Origin of the sequence: Sediminibacterium goheungense (assembly GCF_004361915.1) — a bacterium.
Taxonomy (GTDB): domain Bacteria; phylum Bacteroidota; class Bacteroidia; order Chitinophagales; family Chitinophagaceae; genus Sediminibacterium; species Sediminibacterium goheungense.
In genome coordinates this window covers 548,015-570,922 of record NZ_SNWP01000011.1, presented here as the reverse complement: position 1 = coordinate 570,922, position 22,908 = coordinate 548,015, and the positions used below count along the sequence as shown (strand labels likewise).

At 40.1% G+C, this 22,908-nt stretch carries 27 protein-coding genes; 9 read left to right on the top strand and 18 right to left on the bottom strand.

Annotated features, from left to right (window positions below; all coding sequences use genetic code 11):
* Window positions 1–6: 6 nt before the first annotated feature.
* Window positions 7–489, top strand: coding sequence for a hypothetical protein (locus BC659_RS10160; RefSeq protein WP_133474648.1), 483 nt, complete (start codon window positions 7–9; stop codon window positions 487–489).
* Window positions 490–522: 33 nt separating this feature from the next.
* On the opposite strand, the gene leuS is transcribed toward BC659_RS10160, so the two are convergent.
* Window positions 523–3,330, bottom strand: coding sequence for a leucine--tRNA ligase (leuS, locus tag BC659_RS10155; protein ID WP_133474647.1), 2,808 nt, complete (start codon window positions 3,328–3,330; stop codon window positions 523–525).
* A gap of 282 nt (window positions 3,331–3,612) precedes the next feature.
* Between leuS and BC659_RS10150 the strand changes: the two genes are divergently transcribed.
* The 3 genes from BC659_RS10150 to BC659_RS10140 all read left to right on the top strand — a co-directional run bounded on the left by BC659_RS10150 (window position 3,613) and on the right by BC659_RS10140 (window position 5,730).
* Window positions 3,613–4,488, top strand: coding sequence for a cell division protein FtsX (locus BC659_RS10150; protein WP_133474646.1), 876 nt, complete (start codon window positions 3,613–3,615; stop codon window positions 4,486–4,488).
* A gap of 108 nt (window positions 4,489–4,596) precedes the next feature.
* Window positions 4,597–4,836, top strand: a complete 240-nt coding sequence (locus BC659_RS10145; protein ID WP_133474645.1) for a DUF3098 domain-containing protein — start codon at window positions 4,597–4,599, stop codon at window positions 4,834–4,836.
* A 96-nt stretch (window positions 4,837–4,932) separates the two neighbouring features.
* Window positions 4,933–5,730, top strand: coding sequence for an undecaprenyl-diphosphate phosphatase (locus BC659_RS10140; RefSeq protein ID WP_133474644.1), 798 nt, complete (start codon window positions 4,933–4,935; stop codon window positions 5,728–5,730).
* A gap of 128 nt (window positions 5,731–5,858) precedes the next feature.
* On the opposite strand, the gene ruvC is transcribed toward BC659_RS10140, so the two are convergent.
* Window positions 5,859–6,422 (bottom strand): crossover junction endodeoxyribonuclease RuvC, encoded by a 564-nt coding sequence (ruvC, locus tag BC659_RS10135; RefSeq protein WP_133474643.1) that lies wholly within the window; start codon window positions 6,420–6,422, stop codon window positions 5,859–5,861.
* A gap of 304 nt (window positions 6,423–6,726) precedes the next feature.
* Between ruvC and BC659_RS10130 the strand changes: the two genes are divergently transcribed.
* Together BC659_RS10130 and BC659_RS10125 are read left to right on the top strand one after the other, a co-directional pair.
* Window positions 6,727–7,599 carry a lysylphosphatidylglycerol synthase domain-containing protein gene (locus tag BC659_RS10130; protein ID WP_133474642.1) on the top strand — a complete coding sequence of 291 codons (873 nt, stop codon included), beginning with the start codon at window positions 6,727–6,729 and terminating at the stop codon, window positions 7,597–7,599.
* Window positions 7,600–7,610: 11 nt separating this feature from the next.
* Window positions 7,611–8,405, top strand: coding sequence for a DUF3108 domain-containing protein (locus tag BC659_RS10125; RefSeq protein ID WP_133474641.1), 795 nt, complete (start codon window positions 7,611–7,613; stop codon window positions 8,403–8,405).
* On the opposite strand, the gene BC659_RS10120 is transcribed toward BC659_RS10125, so the two are convergent.
* From BC659_RS10120 to greA, 5 genes are all read right to left on the bottom strand, one after another.
* Window positions 8,402–8,770, bottom strand: coding sequence for a hypothetical protein (locus BC659_RS10120; protein ID WP_133474640.1), 369 nt, complete (start codon window positions 8,768–8,770; stop codon window positions 8,402–8,404). The genes BC659_RS10125 and BC659_RS10120 overlap by 4 nt on opposite strands.
* A 155-nt stretch (window positions 8,771–8,925) precedes the next feature.
* Window positions 8,926–9,795, bottom strand: coding sequence for an MBL fold metallo-hydrolase (locus BC659_RS10115; protein WP_133474639.1), 870 nt, complete (start codon window positions 9,793–9,795; stop codon window positions 8,926–8,928).
* Complete coding sequence (locus BC659_RS10110) at window positions 9,792–11,111, bottom strand: MFS transporter (protein ID WP_133474638.1); 1,320 nt, start codon at window positions 11,109–11,111, stop codon at window positions 9,792–9,794. The genes BC659_RS10115 and BC659_RS10110 overlap by 4 nt, the downstream gene beginning before the upstream one ends.
* Before the next feature lie 159 nt (window positions 11,112–11,270).
* On the bottom strand, window positions 11,271–11,672 hold the full coding sequence (locus tag BC659_RS10105) for an HIT family protein (RefSeq protein WP_133474637.1): 402 nt from the start codon (window positions 11,670–11,672) through the stop codon (window positions 11,271–11,273).
* A gap of 58 nt (window positions 11,673–11,730) precedes the next feature.
* Window positions 11,731–12,207, bottom strand: a complete 477-nt coding sequence (gene greA, locus BC659_RS10100; protein WP_133474636.1) for a transcription elongation factor GreA — start codon at window positions 12,205–12,207, stop codon at window positions 11,731–11,733.
* 178 nt (window positions 12,208–12,385) lie between these two features.
* Between greA and BC659_RS10095 the strand changes: the two genes are divergently transcribed.
* Window positions 12,386–13,096, top strand: coding sequence for a CPBP family intramembrane glutamic endopeptidase (locus BC659_RS10095; protein WP_133474635.1), 711 nt, complete (start codon window positions 12,386–12,388; stop codon window positions 13,094–13,096).
* Here BC659_RS10095 and BC659_RS10090 read toward each other — a convergent pair whose 3' ends face one another.
* Both BC659_RS10090 and rsmA read right to left on the bottom strand, forming a co-directional pair.
* Window positions 13,097–14,035 carry an NAD(P)-dependent oxidoreductase gene (locus tag BC659_RS10090; protein ID WP_133474634.1) on the bottom strand — a complete coding sequence of 313 codons (939 nt, stop codon included), beginning with the start codon at window positions 14,033–14,035 and terminating at the stop codon, window positions 13,097–13,099. It abuts the gene before it with no gap.
* 43 nt (window positions 14,036–14,078) lie between these two features.
* Entirely contained in the window at window positions 14,079–14,834 is a 756-nt protein-coding gene (rsmA, locus tag BC659_RS10085) for a 16S rRNA (adenine(1518)-N(6)/adenine(1519)-N(6))-dimethyltransferase RsmA (RefSeq protein ID WP_133474633.1), read from the bottom strand.
* 205 nt (window positions 14,835–15,039) lie between these two features.
* Here rsmA and pdxA point away from each other — a divergent pair, with 205 nt between their 5' ends.
* Complete coding sequence (pdxA, locus tag BC659_RS10080; RefSeq protein ID WP_133474632.1) at window positions 15,040–16,128, top strand: 4-hydroxythreonine-4-phosphate dehydrogenase PdxA; 1,089 nt, start codon at window positions 15,040–15,042, stop codon at window positions 16,126–16,128.
* A gap of 2 nt (window positions 16,129–16,130) precedes the next feature.
* Window positions 16,131–17,006, top strand: a complete 876-nt coding sequence (locus BC659_RS10075; RefSeq protein ID WP_133474631.1) for an aldose 1-epimerase family protein — start codon at window positions 16,131–16,133, stop codon at window positions 17,004–17,006.
* On the opposite strand, the gene BC659_RS10070 is transcribed toward BC659_RS10075, so the two are convergent.
* The 9 genes from BC659_RS10070 to BC659_RS10030 all read right to left on the bottom strand — a co-directional run bounded on the left by BC659_RS10070 (window position 17,007) and on the right by BC659_RS10030 (window position 22,870).
* Complete coding sequence (locus BC659_RS10070) at window positions 17,007–17,702, bottom strand: LolA family protein (protein ID WP_133474630.1); 696 nt, start codon at window positions 17,700–17,702, stop codon at window positions 17,007–17,009.
* 11 nt (window positions 17,703–17,713) lie between these two features.
* Window positions 17,714–18,589: an ABC transporter permease gene (locus tag BC659_RS10065; RefSeq protein ID WP_133474629.1), complete on the bottom strand. Its 876-nt coding sequence runs from the start codon at window positions 18,587–18,589 to the stop codon at window positions 17,714–17,716.
* Window positions 18,573–19,499, bottom strand: a complete 927-nt coding sequence (locus tag BC659_RS10060) for an ABC transporter ATP-binding protein (protein ID WP_133474628.1) — start codon at window positions 19,497–19,499, stop codon at window positions 18,573–18,575. Before BC659_RS10060 ends, BC659_RS10065 begins: the two co-directional genes overlap by 17 nt.
* 110 nt (window positions 19,500–19,609) lie before the next feature.
* Window positions 19,610–19,897, bottom strand: coding sequence for a winged helix-turn-helix domain-containing protein (locus BC659_RS10055; protein WP_133474627.1), 288 nt, complete (start codon window positions 19,895–19,897; stop codon window positions 19,610–19,612).
* Window positions 19,890–20,576 carry a hypothetical protein gene (locus BC659_RS10050; RefSeq protein WP_133474626.1) on the bottom strand — a complete coding sequence of 229 codons (687 nt, stop codon included), beginning with the start codon at window positions 20,574–20,576 and terminating at the stop codon, window positions 19,890–19,892. Before BC659_RS10050 ends, BC659_RS10055 begins: the two co-directional genes overlap by 8 nt.
* A gap of 6 nt (window positions 20,577–20,582) precedes the next feature.
* On the bottom strand, window positions 20,583–21,191 hold the full coding sequence (locus tag BC659_RS10045) for a hypothetical protein (RefSeq protein ID WP_133474625.1): 609 nt from the start codon (window positions 21,189–21,191) through the stop codon (window positions 20,583–20,585).
* A gap of 5 nt (window positions 21,192–21,196) precedes the next feature.
* Window positions 21,197–21,859: a DUF2268 domain-containing putative Zn-dependent protease gene (locus BC659_RS10040; protein ID WP_133474624.1), complete on the bottom strand. Its 663-nt coding sequence runs from the start codon at window positions 21,857–21,859 to the stop codon at window positions 21,197–21,199.
* Window positions 21,860–21,910: 51 nt separating this feature from the next.
* A complete protein-coding gene (locus BC659_RS10035; RefSeq protein ID WP_133474623.1) occupies window positions 21,911–22,537 on the bottom strand; it encodes a hypothetical protein in 627 nt (208 codons plus the stop codon).
* A 54-nt stretch (window positions 22,538–22,591) separates the two neighbouring features.
* Window positions 22,592–22,870, bottom strand: coding sequence for a 2TM domain-containing protein (locus tag BC659_RS10030; RefSeq protein WP_133474622.1), 279 nt, complete (start codon window positions 22,868–22,870; stop codon window positions 22,592–22,594).
* Between the last annotated feature and the right edge of the window lie 38 nt (window positions 22,871–22,908).

Below are 22,908 nucleotides of genomic sequence, written 5' to 3'. Positions count from 1 at the left end.
CACTTTATGAAAAAACTGGCAGTTCTGTGTCTTTGCGTATTGTTCACTCTCACTGCAAATAGTCAGTGCGATACAATGATTCTTGGTAAATGGAAAGTGATTTCCGTGAAAACCAGCGAACTGTATTTTAACCTGAAAACAGATTCTTCCTTTATTGAATCCGATGCCATTAAAAATTATCCCGATACAAATCGACAGATGATCATTGAACTAAATAAAATGTCCTGGGGTAATATCAGATTTGAATTTAAGAAAGGCAATCAGCTTACCATGCAATTTATGGAAGGTGTTGTCGATGATAATATGAAATTTTGTTTTAACGATAACAAAAAACTGATCAGTATAACATCTAAGAATAGCTTAGGCGAAGACAAAACCGATGACTGGTCAGCGTATATGAAGGAGGGCCAATTACATATGACCATTCAATTTGACCCGGAAGACGATGAAAGTAAAATTCAATTTGTATTTGAGCGATATGAAAATTAAGTAGCAGGTACTATGTACCTGCTACTTAATTTTTTATATTACTATATTTATCATTTTCCCCTTGACAAAAATCAACTTCTTCAAAGGTTTTCCCTCCATCCATTTCTGTACCAGCTCATTGGCCAGTACCAGTTCTTTTACCTGGTCTTCTGTAGCATCCAGGGCAATGGTGATATTGGTTCTCATTTTACCATTGATGCTGATTGGGTATTCCTTACTGGTTTCTGTAACATGAGCTGCATTGAATACAGGATAAGACGCATCGAGTATAGAACCGCTGTTACCTAATTGTTGCCAGAGTTCTTCAGCAATATGGGGTGCATAAGGCGTTAAGAGAATGAGCAAAGATTCGAGTATTTCCTTTTTGTGGCATTTCAAATCACTCAGTTCATTTACACAAATCATGAAACTACTCACGGCTGTATTGAAGCTGAAACGCTCTGTATCGTCTTCAATTTTTTTGATGGTACGGTGCAGTACTTTGAGTTCCTCTGCTGTGGGAGCATCATTCGTCCATACCTGACCTTTGTTTTCATCAAAGAATAAGCGCCACATTTTTTTGAGGAAGCGGTGTACCCCTTCAATACCCTTGGTATCCCAGGGTTTGCTCTGGTCTACCGGACCCAGGAACATTTCATACATACGGAAAGTGTCGGCACCAAATTTTTCAACCAGTGTATCCGGATTAACGGTATTGAATTTTGATTTAGACATTTTTTCTACTTCCACGCCGCAGATGTATTTGCCTTCTTCCAGTATAAACTCTGCATTGGCATATTCGCCATTGCGCCATTTTTTAAACGCTTCTATATCTAATTCAACACCATCAACAATATTCACATCAACATGTAGTTGATCAACTTCTTCTTTATTTACCAACCCTACTGAAATAAATGTCTGTGTTCCTTTTTTTCGATACACAAACCTACTACTCCCCTGTATCATTCCCTGATTCAGCAATTTCCTGAACGGTTCATCAAATCCGATATGTCCTAAATCGTACAATGCTTTGGTCCACATACGGCTGTACAGTAAATGTCCGACTGCGTGTTCTGTTCCGCCGATATACAGATCTACCTGGTTCCAGTAATCACTAACCTTTCGGTTGCAGAAAGTATTGTCGTTATGCGGATCCATATAACGCAGGAAATACCAGCTGCTGCCTGCATAACCGGGCATGGTATTGGTTTCCAGAACGCCCTTATCACCAAACTGGTGGGTCCATTCAGGAATATTGGATAACGGCCCTTCACCTTCAGGACCCGGACTATAAGATTCTACATTTGGTAATTCGAGTGGCAATTGCGATTCATCTAGTGGATAGGCGATACCATTTCTCCATAGAATCGGAAAAGGCTCTCCCCAATAACGTTGACGGCTGAAAGCAGCATCCCGCATTTTGTAGTTGACTTTGCGTTTGCCGATGCCCATTTCTTCCAGTTTGTTAATCACGAGTTCAATAGCATCACGCATTTTCATGCCATCCAAAAAACCACTGTTACTGAGTATGGCATCTTTGGTTGGGTTGGCATCCGTACCATCATAAGCATCACCTATAATATTGGTAATTGGTATATTAAAATGTTGCGCAAACCTGAAATCTCTCTCATCACCACAGGGCACGGCCATAATGGCTCCTGTTCCATAACCTGCAAGTACATATTCAGATATCCATACCGGAATTTCCCTGCCATCAAAAGGATTGATTGCATAAGCACCCGTAAAACAGCCTGTAATTTTTTTCTCGGCCTGTCTTTCTCTGTCGCTCCTGCTTTTTACATAGGTGATATAAGCATCAACCGCTTCTTTCTGTTCAGGTGTGGTAATTTTCTCAATCAGTTCATGCTCCGGTGCCACTACCATAAAGTCTACACCGAAAATGGTATCGGGGCGGGTGGTGTACACAATAAGCTTTGAGCTTTGAGCTGCAGGCTGCGAGCCAGTCGGCTGCTCATGGCTCTTAGCGCTCAGCTCGAAGCTGATCTCCGCTCCCGATGATTTTCCGATCCAGTTGGTCTGCATTTCTTTCATGGCTTCGCTGAACTCGATGGTATCGAGACCCGACAATAATCGATCGGCATACTCGGTGATTCGCAGGTACCACTGGCGCAATTTCTTTTTAACTACGGGATGTCCGCCACGTTCACTCACACCATTTACCACTTCATCATTGGCGAGTACCGTACCCAATGCTTCGCACCAGTTTACCTCACCGTATCCACAGAATGCGAGACGATACTGCATTAAAATATCCTGCTGTTCTTTTTCTGAATATGCTTTCCATTCCGCTGCAGTAAACCGAATACTGTTATCACCCGGACAAATATGATCTGCATTACCGTTGGCCTCAAATGATTGAATGAGATCGGTAACAGGTGCAGCTTTTTGTAATTGCCTGTTATAAAAACTATTGAACAACTGTAGAAATATCCATTGTGTCCATTTATAGTATGATGCATCACAGGTGCGTACTTCACGTTCCCAATCGTAACAAAAGCCAATATTATCGAGCTGTTTCCTGAAATTATCGATATTCTGCGCCGTGCTTTTGGCCGGATGTACACCATGCTCAATGGCATATTGTTCTGCGGGAAGTCCGAACGCATCATAACCCATGGGGTGCAATACATTAAAACCCTTGAGTCTTTTGAAGCGGCTCACAATATCAGAGGCAATATATCCCAGCGGGTGGCCTACATGCAGACCTGCTCCGCTGGGGTATGGGAACATATCCAATACATAGTATTTGGGCTTATCGGTATTGTTTTTTACCTGGTAGGCTTTGCTCTTTACCCATGTGGATTGCCACTTTTGTTCAATCTCTCTGAAATTGTATTCCATATTTTGATCCGGTTCTATATAATTTTTGATACTGTTTGGCCGTTATTGAAAGGGGCAGGAAAGCGGAAAGAAAACTGTAGGTACAGTGCTTTTCGTTGGCTGCCTGCAATCCTAACATATCTTTAACCCAAATAAGTAAGGATTGCTCTATTTTCAATGGCAAAATGATCGTTAGAGTGGTTGCAAATGTAAGTCTTTAGGCGTCAAAACCCTACATTTGCTACCTCATCCCCTGCCCTTCTTCACAGATGGGGAAGGGAGAACTGAGAAAAACTGGTAAGTATGGCTGATAGTGCAAAATCTTCTTTAAAACGTAGCAAACCCAATTATATCTATTCCATTATTGGAGTGGCCCTGGTTTTATTGATTATGGGTATTATGGGATGGTTTTTTCTGAATATCAATTCGGTGGGTAATGCTTTTAAGGAAGATATCCGTATCAGTGCCTATCTGCGTACCCTGAATAAGGATACCATTGGTCAGATTCAACAATATATTTCCGGCAGACCTTATACCAAGACGGTTACTTATGTAGACAAGAAAACAGCACAGGAAATCTGGAACAGGGAAAATAATGAAGACTGGGCCAAGATACTGGATATGAACCCCCTTCCGGAGAGCATTGATTTTTACGCCAAAGCTAATTATGTAAACAAAGACAGCCTTGCCCGTATTTCTTCAGAATTACTGGCCAAATATGGTAACCAGATTACTGATATTCAATATCCCCAGACATTGGTAGGCAACCTGAATGAACGGGCAGCCAAAATTGGTCTTATATTTCTGGTCATTGCTATTATACTTTGCATCATTGTAATTGTGAGTATCGATAATACCATTCGATTGGCCATGTTCAGTAACCGTTTCCTGATTAAGACCATGCAAATGGTAGGTGCTACCCGAAACTTTATTGCACGGCCTTTGAATATACGGGCCATTGTAAATGGATTGATCAGTTCGGGTATTGCCATTGTACTATTGTTCAGCATTATCAGCTGGGCTGAGAGTCAGTTTCCCCAACTGAAAGCTATTCGTGACTGGAAACTTACTTTCATACTTTTTGGCGGATTAATTGTTTTAGGTGTAGGTATTTCAGTATACAGCACCTATAGAAGTGTATTGAAGTACCTGAAGATGAAACTGGATGACCTTTATTAATATAGTGAGCAGTGAGTAGTCAGTAGTGAGTAAGAAAATAGAGAATCTGATACTTACCACTGACTACTCACTACTCACCAATAATCATTGACCAAAAAACCATCTCTTATGAGTGAAACAAAAAATACAGCAGCTCCTCTTTTTACAAAAGACAATTATAAATGGATGCTGATTGGCGCGGCCATCATTGCACTGGGCTTTTTTCTGATGAGTGGCGGTAAAAGCAGCGATCCCAATGTATTTGATTACAAAGAAGTATACAGCACTACCCGCATTACCATTGCACCCATTCTGATTATCATCGGTCTGGCTGTTGAGATATATGCCATTTTTAAAAAGAACAAGTAATCGTGAGCAGTGAGTAGTCAGTAGTGAGTAAGAAAAAACTAATACTCGCACTCAACTACTCACTACTGACTACTGACTACTCACTATTCACTACGCATGTCTATATTCGATGCCATTGTAATTGCTATTGTAGAGGGACTTACTGAGTTTCTTCCGATTTCTTCTACTGGTCATATGATTATTGCCAGTTCATTTTTGGGCATAGCAAAAGACGATTTCACTAAACTGTTTGAGGTAGCTATTCAGTTGGGAGCCATTTTATCGGTAGTGGTTTTATACCATAAAAAATTCTTTCCGCTCAACCGCTGGAATTTTTATCTGAAATTATTGATCGCTGTTATTCCTGCACTGGCACTCGGTGCTTTATTTTCTGATAAGATTGATGACCTTTTGGAGAGTCCGCTTACTGTGGCCATTACCATGTTAGCAGGTGGTTTGGTACTCCTTTTTATCGATAAACTTTTTCAGCAACCGGTTATTGTAAAAGAGGAAGAAGTGGGTTTTGTGCGGGCTTTTATGATTGGATTGTGGCAATGTGTGGCTATGATTCCGGGTGTAAGCAGAAGTGCGGCCAGTATTATCGGCGGTATGCAACAAAAGTTAAACAGAAGTCTCGCCGCTGAATTTTCTTTCTTTCTGGCAGTGCCTACCATGGCAGCAGCTACAGGTTATAAACTACTCAAAGCCTGGAAAGAAAACCCTGAGATACTCACCAATACAGACAATCTCATAGCCCTGGCAATTGGTAATCTGGTTGCTTTTATCGTTGCCATGCTTGCCATTAAATTTTTCATTGGCTTTCTCCAGAAACATGGTTTTAAATGGTTTGGCTGGTATCGCGTAATCGGAGGCACCATCTTACTGGTACTCGTTCTCACAGGATACCTGAAGTGATTTCTTGATTTCTTGATTTTATGAAGGAATGTCAGATCGCAGATGGCAGATATCAGATATAGTAGTATCGTTTACTATCATGCATCTCCAATTTTACATCAGACATCAGACATCAGACATCTGAGATCTTACATTTTCTTCACTCTTCCCGGGTTTTTAGCGATAAATGCTTCCCATCCTTTGATTCCTTTTCCTGCTGCTGCCAATGGAGATGATGATTGGTAGTGATGGCACAATGCGACTGCGAGGGCATCTGTTGCATCAAAATACTGTGGTTTTTCTTCTATCTGCAAAATGCGTTGGAGCATTTTCCATACCTGATCCTTGTCTGCATTACCGTTTCCGGTGATGGATTGTTTTACTTTTTTGGGTGAATATTCTGTTACAGTTAAACCGGCCTGCATGGCCGCAGCAATCGCCACACCCTGTGCTCTTCCCAGCTTCAGCATACTCTGTACGTTTTTACCAAAAAAAGGGGCTTCGATCGCAAAAGTGGATGGTTTATATAATTTAATCAGCTCACAAACACGTGCATGAATGGTTTCAAGACGTGCATAAATATCTTTTTGGGCGGTTAATTTTATTATATCCATTAACAATACCTGTGGCTGTCCATTATGAATACGCAGTAAAGCATAGCCCATTAACTGAGTACCCGGATCAATGCCTAATATAATTTCATCTTTTGCCATTCCTGGGTGAAAATACGGAAGAGATGGCTAATAGGTAATGACTAATGGAAGATAGTGGATAGATTATAGTAGAGAAATGTGCTGGTAAATATCATCGGGCCAACTGCCTATAACTATCAGCTATTAGCTATTAGCCATCCGCTATCTCCCACATTTCCCCGTTCTTTGTATATAAAGCGAATTTCTGAACAAACGTTTTAAAATATTTCTGAACTATTTTCTGGGGCCGGTACTTTTTATCTGGCTGGGTTTTTCTATTTATCAGCAAATAAGTGAACAGAAAAATCTACAGCAGTCGTGGAACATGATCCTCAACTCTATTCGCGGGTCACAATCCTGGAAACTATTACTCGCTATTGCTTTATTGGGTCTGAATATGGGTTTTGAGGCCTATAAATGGAAAATACTGGTGAGTTTAGTACAGAAAGTTTCATTCTGGAAAGCCATGAAAGCCACTTTATCGGGTCATGCACTGGTATTCAACAGTATCAACCGCTTTGGAGAATCGGCCGCCCGGTCTGTTTTTCTGGATGAGGGGCATCGTTTAAAAGGAATGGCTATTTCCATGGTTGGAAGCATGAGCCTTATCCTTGTAAATCTGGTAATGGGCTTATTGGGTATGCTATATATGCGGATTTTTATAGTAGATGCAACCCATCATCCTGAAGGCTTGTCTATGTTCTGGTTAACTGGTTTAATGAGTATACTTAGTTTTGGCACGATATTATTGGGATTATTGTATTATAAGTTATCATGGCTGATCAGGTTACTTGAGAAAATACCCCTGGTAGCCAAATACAGGTTTGTGGTGGAGAATATGGAGAAGCTCGATTGGAAGTTCTTAACAAAAATTTTACTTCTTTCTGCGCTCCGGTACGTTGTATTTATAACACAGTATGTGCTGGTGATGCAGGTTTTTGAAGTAGGAATCAGTGTAGTGGATACAGCAGCTTTGGTGGCGGTACTTTTATTGGTACTATCCATCATTCCTTCGGTAACATTGGCAGAACTTGGTATCAGGGGTGAAGCCAGTTTACAGTTATTTGGTTTGCTAAGTACCAATCTTTTAGGCATCATTGCAAGTACCGGAAGTATCTGGATTATAAACCTGATTGTTCCGGCTATAGCAGGAAGTATTTTTTTACTGGGTATTCGGCTGTTCCGTAATAACAAATAGACAAGACAAGCATGAAAAAAATCTTTTTATTAGTCATCTGGATAATGGGGCTACAACCACTATCGGCCGGCGATGAGTTTTGTGGTATACGTAACAAAGCTTTTGAAGAGGGCGAAAGTATTTCTTACAATGTATTCTATTCAGTTATTGGCCTCTATGTGAATGCAGGCAATGCTAATTTTTCTGTTTCACTAGATAAAATAAATAACCGGATTGCATATCATGTTGTTGGTAAAGGCAGCTCTAATCCAAGCTATGACTGGATATTCAAGGTGCGCGACCGTTATGAATCTTATATTGACACAGCAAATCTTCAGCCACTTAAGTTTATCAGAAATATTGAGGAAGGTGGTTATAAAAAATTTGAAAACATTACTTTCAATCAGGAAACCAATACAGCCGTTACCACAGAAGGTGTTTACAAAGTACCAGGTTGCATACAGGACGTGCTGAGTTCTATTTATTATGCACGAAATATTGATTTCAATAAATACAAGCCGGAGGATAAAATTCCCTTTGCCATGTTCCTGGATAATGAAGTATACAATCTCTATATAAAATACCTAGGTAAGGAAACCATTAAGACCAAATATGGAAAATTCCGAGCTATTAAATTCAAACCCTTGTTGGTAAAAGGTACTTTATTTGAGGGCGGAGAAAAAATGACTGTATGGGTTAGCGATGACCCCAACCATATTCCCTTGCGTATTGAGAGCCCGATTGTGGTAGGTAGTGTAAAAGTAGATATGATGCAGTACCGGAACTTACGTTATCCTTTAAGTTCCATGATTAGTTTTAATCACTAAACTACTGCACCACGCTCAGTATAATGAATGGGGCTTGTATGTACACTTCTATATAACTGTGATCGCTTATATAGTACCCTGCAAATGATCAATACAAAAATTGTTGCGCAGAAAATACCACCCGTTAGTCCCAGTAATAAAGAGTTGAAATATTGTTTACCTGCATAGGTAGCATAGACAATTGTTGCAGCAGAAACAATACCTGAAATAGCTGCGATAACTGCATTGCCATTTCTGTTGGATATTTCTATCCGGGCATTGCAGGTATCGCAGTTGATAGCGGAAAAGTTGTTCAGCAGAATAAACTGCCGGAAAGATATCCTGCATCCGCAATTAGGACATCCCGTTACCTGGTTCTTGGACATTGGATTTTAAAATAGCGTGTTAAAGCTAGGATTTCAATGTAAACTTAACATGAAACATTGGCAATAACAGCCTAAAAAACACCGATTTTATGCCGTGTTTTCACTGTTTTTTTGTAACATTTGAATGGGTGAAATACTACATCAGCAGTAAGCTTTTATAAAGATGACAAGGCGAATGTTTCTCCTACCCGCACACCTTTTTCTGTCATTTTCAGACTGCAGCATTCATTGATATGATCGTGTTCGAAATAAAGTATGTAGTTATTATCCACTGCTTCCTGTAGAAAATTCTTTTTTTCCTGTAGTGTGGTTAATGGGAACATATCATACGCCATTACGTATGGAATGGGCAGGTGAGCCACAGATGGTAGTAAATCGGCCATATACACCAATGTATGTCCTTTATACTGAAGCTGAGGTAACATCATCTTCTCTGTATGTCCGTTCACAAAACGAATGGAGAAATGATCAGTAAAAGAAACTGTTTCCAGTCTGCCATCCGGTGTAAACCCAGCGGATGGCGTTTCAACAAATTTCAGTTGACCACTGTCCTGTATAGGTTGAATATTTTCTTTGAGAAAAGAGGCTTTCTCTCTATCATTGGGTTTCACTGCCCAGTTCCAGTGTTTTTCATTACTCCAGTAGGTAGCATTTTTAAAAGCGGGTACCAGTTTATCGCCATCCCGTACAATACTACCTCCGCAATGATCGAAATGTAGATGGGTTAAAAAAACATCTGTGATATCGTTACGATTAAACCCATACTTAGCAAGTGATGTATCCAGGGTGTCATCACCATGCAGATAATAGTGGCCGAAAAACTTAGGATCCTGCTTATCACCCATACCATTATCAATCAGTATTAATTTATTACCGTCTTCTACGAGTAAACAACGCATGGCCCATGAGCACATATTATTTTCATCTGCGGGATTGAGTTTATTCCACATTGATTTGGGCACCACACCAAACATGGCACCGCCATCCAGTTTAAAATTCCCGCTGTTGATTGAATATAGTTTCATGCTACTTTTCCCTGTTTATGTTTTGTGGCAGATGCAAATGTGAGCAATATCAGTCCAACCACAAAGAAAACTACCAATGCCAGTACTGAGTTTCTTTGTGAGCCTGTATATTCATTGATATACCCGAAACTAAACATACCGATTACGATAGCTATTTTTTCAGTGACATCATAAAAACTGAAAAAAGAAGTGGTGTCTTTTGTTTCAGGCATCAGTTTGGCATAAGTACTTCTACTGAGAGACTGTATACCTCCCATTACAAAACCTACCAATACAGCAAGGGCATAAAATTCATTTACACCATCACGTGGTAACAGGTATCCGATAATGCAGAGGATAATCCATAAAGCTACTGTGATCATCAGCGCTCGGAAATTACCCAGTTTATCGGATAGTTTGGCAATGGTAAACGCACCTGGAATGGCTACCAGTTGAATGATCAGTATAGAAATAATCAGATTGGTGGTAGGTATATTCAATTCGCTTTTTCCATACAAGGTAGCCGCAAGCATAACGGTTTGTACACCCATATTAAAAAAGAAAAAAGCACCAAGGTATCTTTTCAGCACAGGCATATGTTGTAACTGCTTCCATACCTTATTCAGTTCCTTATATCCATTGGTGAAAATGCTGCCTTTGCTTTCCGGGTTTCCGGCTGGTGTTGTGCGTGGCAGACGGCTGAGTGCGAGCTGACCAAAACCCCACCACCAGATACCTACCAGTAAAAATGATATCTGTGACGCTTTTCCTACAGTTATACCAAAAGTATCGGGCATTAATACAAACACAAAACATACGATCTGCAGTATCACACTACCTATATAGCCCATGGCAAAACCCCTGGCACTCACCCGATCCTGATCGGCCGGTGCTGCTATTTCGGGAAGAAAAGAATTGTAGAATACCAGACTGCTCCAGTAGCCTACACAGGCAATAATCATACAGGCCAGGCCATATGCCAGATTGCTACTGTTATAAAAGAATAAAGCACTGCAGGCAATACTTCCCATGGTACAGAAAAAGAAAAGAAACTTCTTTTTATTCCCTTTGTAGTCAGCAATAGATGATAACATGGGCGACATTACAGCAACAATCATAAATGCCACAGCAAGGGCATAGTTGTAAAGCGATGTATTGACAAATTCACGACCGAATAAACGAACCGTATCATTGGAAGTGGCATCATTACCGTCTCCCGTTACCGATTCGAAATAAGCTGGAAAAATGGTAGAAGTAATCACCAGGTTGTAAACACTGTTGGCCCAATCATACATGGCCCAGCCATTGATAACCCTTTTAGGAGCAGTAGTTTGCATGTGGAGGGGTTTGTTTTACTAAAGTTAGGGGAAAGTGAGTAGTGAGTAGTCAGTAGTGAGTAAGCGTTTTATTATTTGTATAAAATTATTAGTCAGTCGTACCCTGGCTGAAGAGTTATCATGATTTTTGATCCAGCAATCATACTCACTACTGACTACTCACTGCTCACTCCCGAGTTCTGCCAGAATTCGCTGCTGCACCGATTGCAATGCTTCGGGGCTCAATTTGAGCTTGGGTCTGGTGAAATTAAGGTCATCGGCACTATTGATGGGAATCAGGTGCACATGTGCATGGGGCACTTCCAATCCTACTACACTTATACCACAGCGGTTACAGGAGAACGCTTTTTCGATGGCTTTTGCGATGGGTTTGGAAAAAAGCAATATTTCGGAAAGATAATTGTCTGAGAGATCAAATAAGTTATCTGTTTCATTTTTGGGTACTACCAGCACATGACCTTCTACCAGTGGGAAAATATCCAGGAAAGCAAAAAAATCTTCGTTTTCTGCAATCTTATAAGATGGAATTTCGCCTGCAATAATTTTAGAAAAAATGGTCATACAGCAATATAAAAGCGAAGCGCCATGAAAAATATTCATGGCGCTTCGTCAGGATGATTTAAACAGTAATGTCTTCGATTTTGAATTTTATAATACCAGTAGGTGCCTGTACTTCTGCAACCTCCCCTTTTGTTTTACCCATCAATCCTTTCCCGATAGGTGAACCGGCTGAAATTTTACCAGCTTTCAGATCGGCTTCCTTTTCTCCTACAATCTGATAGGTCACTGTTTTTTTTGTAGCCACATTGGTAATGGTTACTTTGGTGAGTATGGTTACTTTACTGGTATCGATATCACTGGTATCTACAATTTTGGCATTGGCAATGGCACCTTCCAGTTGCTTGATTTTGGCCTCAAGCATGCCTTGCGCCTCTTTGGCCGCATCATATTCAGCATTTTCTTTTAAATCTCCTTTTTCCCTTGCTTCGGCAATGGCGCGTGAGGCGGCCGGACGGTCCACCGATTTCATCTTCTGAAGTTCCTCCCGCATTCTTTCAAATGTTTCCTTGGTAACATACATGGTACTCTCACTCATATACTTTCGGTTTAAAAAGGGTAAAAAAAATACAACGCCACATTTGATTGCAGCGTTGCATGACTGTAAAAATAGAAAATTATATAGAATTCATGGTCATTAGCATGGATTTTATTTTCAAAAATCAATTAACTTCAAAACGGCATAAAATGCCTAAAAAACTTAAAATCAGTCAGTTATGATGGGGATTTTAGTAGAGCTTCTTCTCTCCTTACTTTTATTGAGGTTTTTTGATAAAAAAGGGCTTTCTGTTCTTGGCTGGCAACCAAGCATCAAAAGGCTTATACAATTGATTATAGGTATTCTACTTGCATTGTCACTGGCTGTTATTTTTCACTTGGTGCGCTCTTCTTTAACCGGTATTACCTGGCAAAGAAACCACTATTATCCATGGTCAGTTTTTCTGGATGGCATGTGGTGGGTTCTCCGTTCTGTACTGTATGAAGAGCTTATTTTCAGAGGTGCTTTATTCTATATCGCATTGAAAAAACTGGGCCCAGTAAGAGGATTATGGTTATCGGTTATAGCTTTTGGTGTGTACCATTGGTTTTCATATAATGCATGGAACCATCCTGTGCAGATGATTTTTATTTTCCTGATCACAGCTGCTGCCGGATGGATGTATGCCTATGCTTTTATAAAAACCAATTCTTTGTACTTACCCATCGGCTTACATTTTGGGTGGAACTTTGCAGGAAGTATCATCTTTTCTGAGGGCTCCATCGGAAAACATTTACTGATTCCGATTCAGGACCCTTCATTTCAGCAAAATGACTTGGTAGCTTCTTTGTTTATGGTGATCTATCAGTTATTTGTTCCGGCATTCTGCACCTGGTTATATACAAGAAAACTACAGGGAGAACTTGTTTATACAAAAACGGAGCGTTGATTATTTATCCCCGATACCGAGTTTATCCAATACTATTTTGGCCATGAGATAATACGACTCGTGACTATATCCGGCAATATGTGGTGTGATAATTACATTCGGCTGGTTCAGGAGCCAGTGGAGATCTTCTTTTTCTTCTTCGGTATAGGTTTCTAATTTTTCATTTTCCAGCACATCCAATGCAGCTGCTCTGATCTTTTTATGCTGAAGAGCCCTTATCAATGCCTTGGTATCTGTAACTTTTCCACGACATGTACTGATAAAATAGGGCTGTTTCTCCATTGTATTAAAAAAGTCATCATTTGCATAATGATGTGTTGATTCATTCAGTGGCAGATGCAGACTTACCACCTCTGCATAACGCTGAATCTGTTCAACCGCTGCTTCCCTGACAAATCCTTTTGCAAAATCTGTTTTATACAGGTCATTCGCCAGTATGGTTACATCAAAAGAGCTGAGTTTTTTGGAGAATGCCTCACCAGTATTTCCATAACCAATGATACCAACAGTTTTACCGGTTAGTTCATCGCCACGATTGGCATCTCTGTTCCATTTACCAGCCTTAACTTCCAGGTAACTGCTGGTTATTCTGTTCATCAGGTTCAGCAACATGCCCAATGCCTGTTCAGCTACCGCATTTCTATTCCCTTCAGGACTGCTTTCACATTGAATACCTTTTGATCTGGCATAACTTGCATCAATTTTTTCCATACCACTTCCCAGTCTACCGATCCATTTAAGTGACAGGGCCTGATCAAGTAATGGACGATCAATCTGCAATCTTGTAGTTACAATCAATCCTGTACAATCTACCATCTGTTCTTTCAGTTCCTCATAACCAATCGCCGGCTCATATATACACCAATAGCCAGCCTTTTCAAGTCTTTCGATCAGGTAAGGATGTACTTTCGCCGTTATGATTACTTTGTTTGTTGACATTTGTACTATCTTCTTGATACTTGTGTTTTTCTGTGTTGTAGCGTTATTTCATAAGGAAAGTCAAAGCTGCAAAATCTGCTACGCTCAATTGTTCTGCACGCTTTGTAAATATTTCCTGCTGCAGGGTCTCTGGTGTAAACATACCCTTTAAAGGGTTGCGGAGCATTTTTCTTCGCTGGTTAAAAGCTGCTTTTACCAACACAAAAAAAGCTCTCTCACTTTTCATATCACAAACAGTTTCTCTGCGTTTTAGTTTAATAACCCCACTCATTACTTTAGGGGGTGGATTAAAAGCGCTTTGTGGTACATCAAATAAATATTCCACTTCATAAAATGCCTGTACCAATACACTCAGTATACCATATTCTTTACTGCCAGATGCCGACGCTACTCTTTCTGCGACTTCTTTCTGGAACATACCTATCATAACAGGCACATGCTTTTTCCATTCAAGTATACGAAACAGGATCTGGGATGAAATATTATATGGGAAATTACCAACTACCGTAAACTGTTCTTCAAAAGGTATGGCCACATCCAATATGCTTTGATGTATGATTTTTCCTTTTACCGATGGATAAGTATGTTCGAGATACGTTACTTTTTCATCATCCAGTTCAACAGCCTTAAAATCGATGTCGGGAATTTCCAGCAAGTATTTTGTCAAAGCCCCTCCCCCGGGACCCACTTCTACCAATCGGGAAAAAGTATCCTCTTTCAGGGATGCCACGATTCTGTGACAAACTGATTCATCTTTCAGAAAATGCTGCCCCAGCGATTTTTTAAGGGTATACTCCATCTCCACAAAAGTACGTTAATTGACGGATAGCGGATAGCGGATAGCCAATAGCAAATAGCTTATGGCTTATGATTATAGCAGATGGTTAATAGTTGATGGGTAGATGACCTTAACCGAAAGACTTCTGTTACTATTAGCTATAATCCATTAGCTATTCGCTATTAGCCATGGATAATCCGTATTTTTACAGTCAAAATTGTCCCCGATGAATGAAATGCAAAAACCTGTTATTGGTTTCACATGTGGAGATCTGAATGGTATTGGCCTTGAACTGATCCTGAAAACCCTGGGAGACCATCGTTTATTGGAAATCTGCACCCCGGTTGTTTTTGCCAGTAACAAAAGCATTAATTTTTACCGTAAGAGTTTACCCGATATTAATTTCAATTATGCAAGTGGTAAGGATTTCAGCAGGCTTAACCCTAAACAGGTTAATATCTATCCCTGTTGGGAAGAAGAAGTAGCCATTACACCCGGGCAGTTGAATGAAACAGGGGGTAAATATGCGTTGATTTCTCTGAAGGAAGCGGCACAGGCTTTAAAAGCCGGACATATTCATGGTCTGGTTACAGCCCCTATTCATAAAAAGAATATACAGTCAGCCGATTTCAATTACAGTGGCCATACACCTTATCTCAAAGACCTTTTTGGTGTAAATGATGTGGTGATGTTTATGGTGGCAGAGAATATGCGAATCGGTCTGGTTACTGAACATGTTACCGTTGCAGATGTATCAAAACATATTACTAAGGAAAGCATCATCAGTAAGCTTAAGATCATGCACAGCAGTTTGCAGAAAGACTTTGGTATCGACAAACCGAAAATTGCTGTCTTGGGTCTTAATCCTCATGCGGGTGATGAAGGTTTGATTGGCAGTGAAGAGGAAAATATTATAAAGCCTGCTATTAAAGAGGCCAAACACAATATGCTGGTATTTGGCCCTTATAGTGCAGATGCATTTTTTGCACGAGGGCAATACGAACGTTTTGATGCGGTACTGGCCATGTATCATGACCAGGGACTGATTCCTTTTAAGTCTTTAGCAATAGGTGAAGGAGTAAACTTTACTGCCGGCCTGAATGCGGTGCGTACCAGTCCTGACCATGGAACTGCTTTCGATATTGCCGGTAAAGGTAAGGCTGACCATAGTTCTTTTATGGCTGCTACTTTTGAGTGTATTGAAATTATCCGTCTTCGTTTCGGTTATGCAGAAATGCGTCAGAATCCGCTCAGAAAAATGAGTGCGCGTATTCTGGCCAATGCCGTTGATGAAAAGATTGAAGAAACTGAATAATCATGTCACTTTATCATCTTTCCAATGAGTATTTATCGGTAAGTATCAGCGATAAAGGAGCAGAATTACAAAGTATTGTACATAATGGTACCGGCTTTGAATATATGTGGTCTGGCAATCCTGATTACTGGGCCAAGAAAAGCCCTGTGCTGTTTCCCATTGTAGGGGGATTAAAAAATAATACTTACCAGTACGGGAGAAATACGTACTTATTGGGTCGACATGGATTTGCCCGTGATCGTTTTTTTAGCGTAGTAGACCAGTCCGTTGATTCGATCCTATTCTCATTGGCAAGCGACACCGAAAGCCTGCTCGTCTATCCTTTTCAGTTTGTTTTCCAGATCGGGTACCAGCTTGATAAAAACAGCATTCAGGTTAGCTATCGCATAGTGAATACCGATACAAAAGAACTGTATTTTTCGGTGGGTGCCCATCCAGCATTTGCGGTTCCTTTTGTTAAAGACACGGTATTTGAAGATTACTACTTAGCGTTTAACCAGCGAGAGTATACGGGTATCTGGCCACTATCGCCTGAAGGTTTGATTAAAGAAGACGCTGTCTCTTTTTTTGAAAACCAGGATACAATCACTTTGCAGAAGTCCTTGTTTTATGGAGATGCACTCGTTTTTAAATCATTGCGATCTGATTCCATTTCCATTTTATGCCATAAACATGCCCATGGTATCAAAGTTGCCTATCAGCAGTTTCCCTATATGGGTATCTGGAGCGCAAAAAATGCAGACTTTATTTGTATTGAACCCTGGTGTGGCATAGCCGACCATGTAAACACCAGCGGTAAAATAGAAGAAAAAGAAGGCATTCATTCACTGCATGCCGGCGAACAATTTATCAGAAACTGGTCTGTTACTGTTTTCTGATTATTTAAAAACAGCATCTGCTATTCCCTTATTAATAGCATAGCTACTATACGTAATTTCTACCCTTCCCTTTTTATTTTTTAATTTTTGCTCTTCGGTGAGTGGCTTTTCATTGTCTTCAAATTCAAGTGTCAACCCTTTAGGGAGTTTGTAGTTTTTTGTGTTGAAGCTGAAAATGACTTTATCGGGTAACCCGTAAGAAGCGAACCTGCCATAATTCATTTCGATTTCATAAGTACCATTTTCCTTAGTGGTGGTTATCGCTTTTTTTATAAGGAGATTCGCTTCATCTATGTACATGGTGGTCAATACAATATCACTGTTTTCTGCTGTAGGAAGCATTTTCACTACTGTTGTCTTTATTCCCCCTACTTCTGCTTCTCCTGCCTCAAGTGCCATAAACTGATCTGTGGTAACCAATGAATTCATATTGACTGACACCCCTCCTTTTGGCAGCAAGGATATGCCTCCATCTTTCTTTAACCTGAACTTATTCGGTTTTTTATAAAAGATTTTCACTTTCCCGATCGGCGCTTTGATAAAAGCCACATTGGTTTTCATTTTGCCATCTGCTTCATAGTCATTTACCTGATCAAGCTTTGCTTTTACTTTCATGATCAGCGATGTAGCATCCTGTGCGTTTGCAGCAGATAGTGAATAGTAGATAGCAAATAGTAGTATCGAGAGTTTTTGCATGTTGTTTGCTTTTAACTTAGAATATCCTTTTTTCTGAATATTACGATGGCGGCTGATACGAATACAATGACATGAATGATCAGCACCATAGCAGAATGAAGAATGCGATCTTTATTTTGTATGCTACCCAGAATAGCTTCATTGGATTCTGTTACCTGTATATCAAAAAACTCCTTCCAGCTGATCATATGTGTGGTAAACAGATAGGGTTTTACGATATTGAATATAGGAATATTCATGGTACTGAGTATGGTTAGAAAAATGATGACGCTCATCGTTGCCACAATAGGACCAATAGAGTTCTCTGCAAAAACAGACAGAAAAAAACCGAGTGCCGCTACAGTGGTCATGGCGAGTGCTGCGAAAATAAAAGCTCCTATATACCTCCAGAAAACATCGTTTTCCTTCAGTAATACCACATAACTACTTTTCATTAAAAACATATCATCTGTTCCGAATACCCACATACTCACAAACAATGCAAGAAAAGCCAACCACACAAGTAACAAGAGTGTATAGATAGTAGAGGCAATGAATTTTGCCAGCATAAATGAAGTGCGACTGTATGGTTTGGAAAGTAATACACGCAGTGTTCCCATATTTGCTTCTCCGGAAATCATATCAGCAGCTATGAGCGCAATCAAAAGTGGAACATGTACCAGTAACAACTGCAGCATGATATAACAAACCAGGTAGCCGTTCAGGATTTTACCATCAATCTCAAGTGTAGACCCTATATCATTCAACATGAAATCTACATAAGTCTGACCGTCTACTTTCAACCCGAATTGTATCATAACAATCAGCGCTGAGATTGCTGCGAAAGCAATATAAGTTCTGGGTCTTCTGAATATTTTATATAGTTCTATATTAATGAGTGTGCGCATGTTGTGCTGATGTTAGCTGTAAAAAATAATCTTCCAGCGAATGTCTGGGTTGCAGGGAAAGAACCGGAACCTGCATCGCTACCAGATCTTTATGCAGATCAGGTATTTGGTCTCTGTGAAGTTTAATCAGCAAAGCACCTGTTCTGCGAGGCTGAAGATGATCTGTCCATTTACTATTTTGTAATTGTAACAAAGCAGCATCATTATTCACCGTTTCCAGTTCTACCAGTGTTTGTGATGGATCGAAAAGTTCGGTTGTTGTACCTTCTACCAGCTTATGACCTTTGTCAATGATGAGCAACCGGGTAGCAATCTGTTCTATTTCATTTAACAGATGCGATGATACCAGGATTGTTTTTTTGAGGTCGCGACTCAGGTGACGAATCAGATTTCTGATATCTGCTATACCCTGTGGATCAAGACCATTGGTAGGTTCATCAAGAATAATAAGTTTAGGATCGTGTATGAGTGCCACTGCGATACCCAACCTTTGTTTCATACCCTGTGAAAAGGTTTTCACAGTATCTTTTGCCCTGTCTGCCAGTCCCACCATTTCCAGCTGGTTCATCAACTGTTGCTCGGTAGGTTTGAGGCCACTGAGTTTTGCGAAAATGCGTAGGTTTTCAATAGCGCTCAGGTATTTGTAAACATCAGGTTTTTCAATAACGGCACCCACCTGCCTGAGAATTTCTGTTCTGTGTGTATGCAAGGGCATACCAAAAAGTTCAATAGAGCCCGCTGTTGGCTGAATCAGTGTTAGCAACATCCGTATGGTGGTGCTCTTACCAGCTCCATTCTGACCAAGAAAGCCGTAAACATCACCTTCCTGTACGGTAAAGGAGAGATCTTTGACGGCTGTGAGGTTTTTGAATGATTTGGTTAAACCCGTTACCTGTATAATTGATTGCATGTTTACGTATAACACCAAAAGTACAGCGGAAGTTTGGGAGATAAGCAGAATAAAAAGTAAAAAGCCATTAGCTATAGATGTAAGATCTCAGATCTGAGATCTTACATCGCCTACCCTACTTTAAGGTATTGCTGTAATGCCTGTACATAGGCTTCAAAAGCTTCTATACCCTTTGGGGTAATTTTGCAGGTGGTTTGGGGATAGTTGTCTTTAAACTGTTTGGTTACTTCAATATAGCCGGCATCTTTCAGTTTCTGAACCTGCACGCTCAGGTTACCCGCAGTCGCATTGGTTTTTTCGCGTATAAAAGTAAATTCCGCTTCCTTTACGCCAATAAGCAGGCTTACGACGGCCAGTCGCAATTGTGAGTGTAATATGGGATCCAGTTCTTTAAACATGCTTTTTCTGTTGCGCCAGGTACTTTCTTCGTAAAATAATGCCGGGAATAAACCAGCAAATAATCGCTGCCACGCCCCCCAATAACCAGTCGTATTCTGAACGGGTAAAGCAAGAGCCTATAAAAAGACCATATGTAATCACTGCTCCGAAAAGCATGGGTTTAAATTTCTTCACCACACCTGTAACAAGGGTTGGAAAAGCATAGAGGAGTATCAGTAAGGAATAAAAACTGGGCGGAAACGGAATCAGTACTTCGTCGGGTTTACTGCCATCCAGATAATGTTTGGTCATTTGCCAGCCGTCTTCCTGTATAAATTTCGAGGTTACACCCGGAACAACAATCTGGTAAAAATTCAAGGCAAAAATAGAAAGTCCGAATACGAGCCATACACTATTCAATGCATCGTCTTCATATTTTTTTACCTGATTGGCTTTCTTTTCCCGGATCGAAAAAATAATCTGTGGAATAATTGCTGCCAGTACAATCAACCATATATCAAATCCAATACTGAAATCATAGGTACGTTCGAAATAAGATACAAAAGAAGCAATGGATACCACCGTTCCCCAAAGCAATGAGCCTATACCCGTATCATGGTAGCTGCTTTTGGCTTTCTGTATCATATTGGTGATGAGGTCGAGGCTTTCCTGCTCTGTCATCTTTTTTTCATCTGACATGATATACTATTTTTTGGTATTATATCTTATTCGTAATAAATGACCAGGAATAATATAGCTGATCAGTATTGCCAATGCTCCGATTAATAACTGGTTGGCAAAATTAAACTTAATAGATACTGCAGCAAGGATAAAATTCAGGATTCCACCGATTACCAGGGGCTTAAACCTGATTAGCTTCCCACTCACAAATGTTCCGATAGCATACATTAGTATATAATAGGTAAAAGCTGTTTTCCAGGCTTCAGAAACAATATTCACAAATACCAATACAAAAAAAGATAATCCAATAGCAATCCAGAGATAACTAAGTGCCTCTTCAATGTAAGTCATGCTTCTTTTAATACGGGCCTGTCTGGCACTATAGGTACCCGAAATAATACCACCAACAGGCATCGACCACCAAACAAAACTATGATCAGGGTATTTGAAGTAAACCATTAACACATATTCTACGGCACAACAGGCAAATACCAGCCAACCCCAGAATAGAAAATAAAAGCTATCCACCGCAACAGCATCTTTTGTTTTGGAGATCATGGATCTGATCAGCTGCAGACTTTCTTCCGGAGAAAATTCTTTTTCCTGACTATTTTCCTGTATTTGCTCAGACATAGTAGTTAGTTTTTAACGGATACAACATATTTTCTTATAAAGAACGCAATTAAAATACTACCTATAACGGTTGGCAACAACCACAATATCCACTGCATATCTATCTGCACATTTACTACCAGGAATGCGGTATAAGAAGCAATCATAGCACCCATCATACGAACAATATGATTGTACATCCAGGATACTTTTATGGATGTTCGACCCAGAAAAAGTTTAATATCATGCAGCACATAACTCGCACAAATAATTCCGAATACACCCGGTACAATACTAAAAGTATTTCCACCGGATAATCCTTTTATAGATTGTACAACCAGAAAGGCAGCAAATGAACCTCCAAAAATGGTGATCAGATAATCCGTAACCGGAAATCTGCCTGCAGCATTTTTAAAATACCGCTTCAGCAATACAATACGGTAACCAGAAAGTATCATATACAATGTAAATCCACCCACTGCGAAAAGGAAAAGATTTTCATGATCCGGCAACCAGCTCATCAACAATGCACTAAGCGATGCCAGTAACATTCCCCAAAAGAAAATGACACCTGCTTTACGATGCAAGGCTCCGCCTTTTTTTGCAGATGCAGCAATGGTGCCGGTTATTAAACCTGCACCACCACCAGCTATATGAAATACCAACAAGATAGTAAACAGCTGATTCATCATTTAAAGTTATTGGAACTGTTGCGTAGTTCTGTTGATTCTGAGATTTAGTTACTGACAGGCAGCTAACAATTGCGTAGCCTGATCCTTACCCCATTGAGGATGAAAAGGAGAAGCCGGCTTATAAGTACCATACAACTCCAAAGATTTTTCTACCAGTTTCTTAGCTACCGCTTTACCACCGCCAAAAGCAGCGGGTACATTGATCATGTATTGGGCTTCTACCAGATAAATTCTGGGGTTATTGGCATCCGCCTTCTTGGCATCTTCAATAGCCTGTGCTGCGATAGCACCATAGGTTTGGTAACGTGACATACCATCAACCGTTAACTGTTGAATTGCAATCATCTGACGCATACAATAAGTATCAGCATTTTTTTCCAGTGCCTCTGCCTTACCCAGGAGATCCTTGCTCTTTTCGGCTACTTTGTCTTTGTCTGCTTTGGGGTTCATCCAGCCGGTTAAGTGATTGGTATATGCAGCATAGTAATAAGGCAACCACTTATCTTTTTCTGCATCGGCAATTCTTTCAAAAAAAGCTGAAGCTGCAGCCATATCTTCTGCTGATTTCGCAGCAGCAAATTGCTCCAGTCCTTTTTGCATACCAGATTCATATTTTGTTTGTGCCATTAACTGTCCGGCAAATAACATGGTAAGGATTACAATAATTTGTTTCATAATAAAGAGTTTTGATTTTTTGATGTTTGATTTCTTGATTTTATAGCGGGTATTTTATCCTTTTTTGTTCTTTAATTTTTCGTATTCATCGGCGGCTGTTAAAAACTTATTGCCGTGATATGCGCTGAAATAATGAAAAGCCAATCCTACACCCCAACCCAGTATTGGCCAGATGGGCCAGAAATAATGATGCCGCCCGTTCTCTGAAGGAGAAAAAAACCAGATCAATACCAGAAAGGCATTCACTACAAAATAGCTAAGCAGTCCCCATTTAAAACTGGCCCTTGCTTTAGCAATCTGCCAGAGTTGCTCATCGCGTTGTTCGTTGTTCATACAGTAGTTTTTTGAAGTTTGATTTTATGACTTTTTGA

Bases quoted from the DNA above. Each gene is read 5' to 3' on its own strand.
- BC659_RS10160 (WP_133474648.1), top strand. From the start codon at position 7: ATGAAAAAACTGGCAGTTCTGTGTCTTTGCGTATTGTTCACTCTCACT.
- leuS (WP_133474647.1), bottom strand. From the start codon at position 3,330: ATGGAATACAATTTCAGAGAGATTGAACAAAAGTGGCAATCCACATGG.
- BC659_RS10150 (WP_133474646.1), top strand. From the start codon at position 3,613: ATGGCTGATAGTGCAAAATCTTCTTTAAAACGTAGCAAACCCAATTAT.
- BC659_RS10145 (WP_133474645.1), top strand. From the start codon at position 4,597: ATGAGTGAAACAAAAAATACAGCAGCTCCTCTTTTTACAAAAGACAAT.
- BC659_RS10140 (WP_133474644.1), top strand. From the start codon at position 4,933: ATGTCTATATTCGATGCCATTGTAATTGCTATTGTAGAGGGACTTACT.
- ruvC (WP_133474643.1), bottom strand. From the start codon at position 6,422: ATGGCAAAAGATGAAATTATATTAGGCATTGATCCGGGTACTCAGTTA.
- BC659_RS10130 (WP_133474642.1), top strand. From the start codon at position 6,727: ATGATCCTCAACTCTATTCGCGGGTCACAATCCTGGAAACTATTACTC.
- BC659_RS10125 (WP_133474641.1), top strand. From the start codon at position 7,611: ATGAAAAAAATCTTTTTATTAGTCATCTGGATAATGGGGCTACAACCA.
- BC659_RS10120 (WP_133474640.1), bottom strand. From the start codon at position 8,770: ATGTCCAAGAACCAGGTAACGGGATGTCCTAATTGCGGATGCAGGATA.
- BC659_RS10115 (WP_133474639.1), bottom strand. From the start codon at position 9,795: ATGAAACTATATTCAATCAACAGCGGGAATTTTAAACTGGATGGCGGT.
- BC659_RS10110 (WP_133474638.1), bottom strand. From the start codon at position 11,111: ATGCAAACTACTGCTCCTAAAAGGGTTATCAATGGCTGGGCCATGTAT.
- BC659_RS10105 (WP_133474637.1), bottom strand. From the start codon at position 11,672: ATGACCATTTTTTCTAAAATTATTGCAGGCGAAATTCCATCTTATAAG.
- greA (WP_133474636.1), bottom strand. From the start codon at position 12,207: ATGAGTGAGAGTACCATGTATGTTACCAAGGAAACATTTGAAAGAATG.
- BC659_RS10095 (WP_133474635.1), top strand. From the start codon at position 12,386: ATGATGGGGATTTTAGTAGAGCTTCTTCTCTCCTTACTTTTATTGAGG.
- BC659_RS10090 (WP_133474634.1), bottom strand. From the start codon at position 14,035: ATGTCAACAAACAAAGTAATCATAACGGCGAAAGTACATCCTTACCTG.
- rsmA (WP_133474633.1), bottom strand. From the start codon at position 14,834: ATGGAGTATACCCTTAAAAAATCGCTGGGGCAGCATTTTCTGAAAGAT.
- pdxA (WP_133474632.1), top strand. From the start codon at position 15,040: ATGAATGAAATGCAAAAACCTGTTATTGGTTTCACATGTGGAGATCTG.
- BC659_RS10075 (WP_133474631.1), top strand. From the start codon at position 16,131: ATGTCACTTTATCATCTTTCCAATGAGTATTTATCGGTAAGTATCAGC.
- BC659_RS10070 (WP_133474630.1), bottom strand. From the start codon at position 17,702: ATGCAAAAACTCTCGATACTACTATTTGCTATCTACTATTCACTATCT.
- BC659_RS10065 (WP_133474629.1), bottom strand. From the start codon at position 18,589: ATGCGCACACTCATTAATATAGAACTATATAAAATATTCAGAAGACCC.
- BC659_RS10060 (WP_133474628.1), bottom strand. From the start codon at position 19,499: ATGCAATCAATTATACAGGTAACGGGTTTAACCAAATCATTCAAAAAC.
- BC659_RS10055 (WP_133474627.1), bottom strand. From the start codon at position 19,897: ATGTTTAAAGAACTGGATCCCATATTACACTCACAATTGCGACTGGCC.
- BC659_RS10050 (WP_133474626.1), bottom strand. From the start codon at position 20,576: ATGTCAGATGAAAAAAAGATGACAGAGCAGGAAAGCCTCGACCTCATC.
- BC659_RS10045 (WP_133474625.1), bottom strand. From the start codon at position 21,191: ATGTCTGAGCAAATACAGGAAAATAGTCAGGAAAAAGAATTTTCTCCG.
- BC659_RS10040 (WP_133474624.1), bottom strand. From the start codon at position 21,859: ATGAATCAGCTGTTTACTATCTTGTTGGTATTTCATATAGCTGGTGGT.
- BC659_RS10035 (WP_133474623.1), bottom strand. From the start codon at position 22,537: ATGAAACAAATTATTGTAATCCTTACCATGTTATTTGCCGGACAGTTA.
- BC659_RS10030 (WP_133474622.1), bottom strand. From the start codon at position 22,870: ATGAACAACGAACAACGCGATGAGCAACTCTGGCAGATTGCTAAAGCA.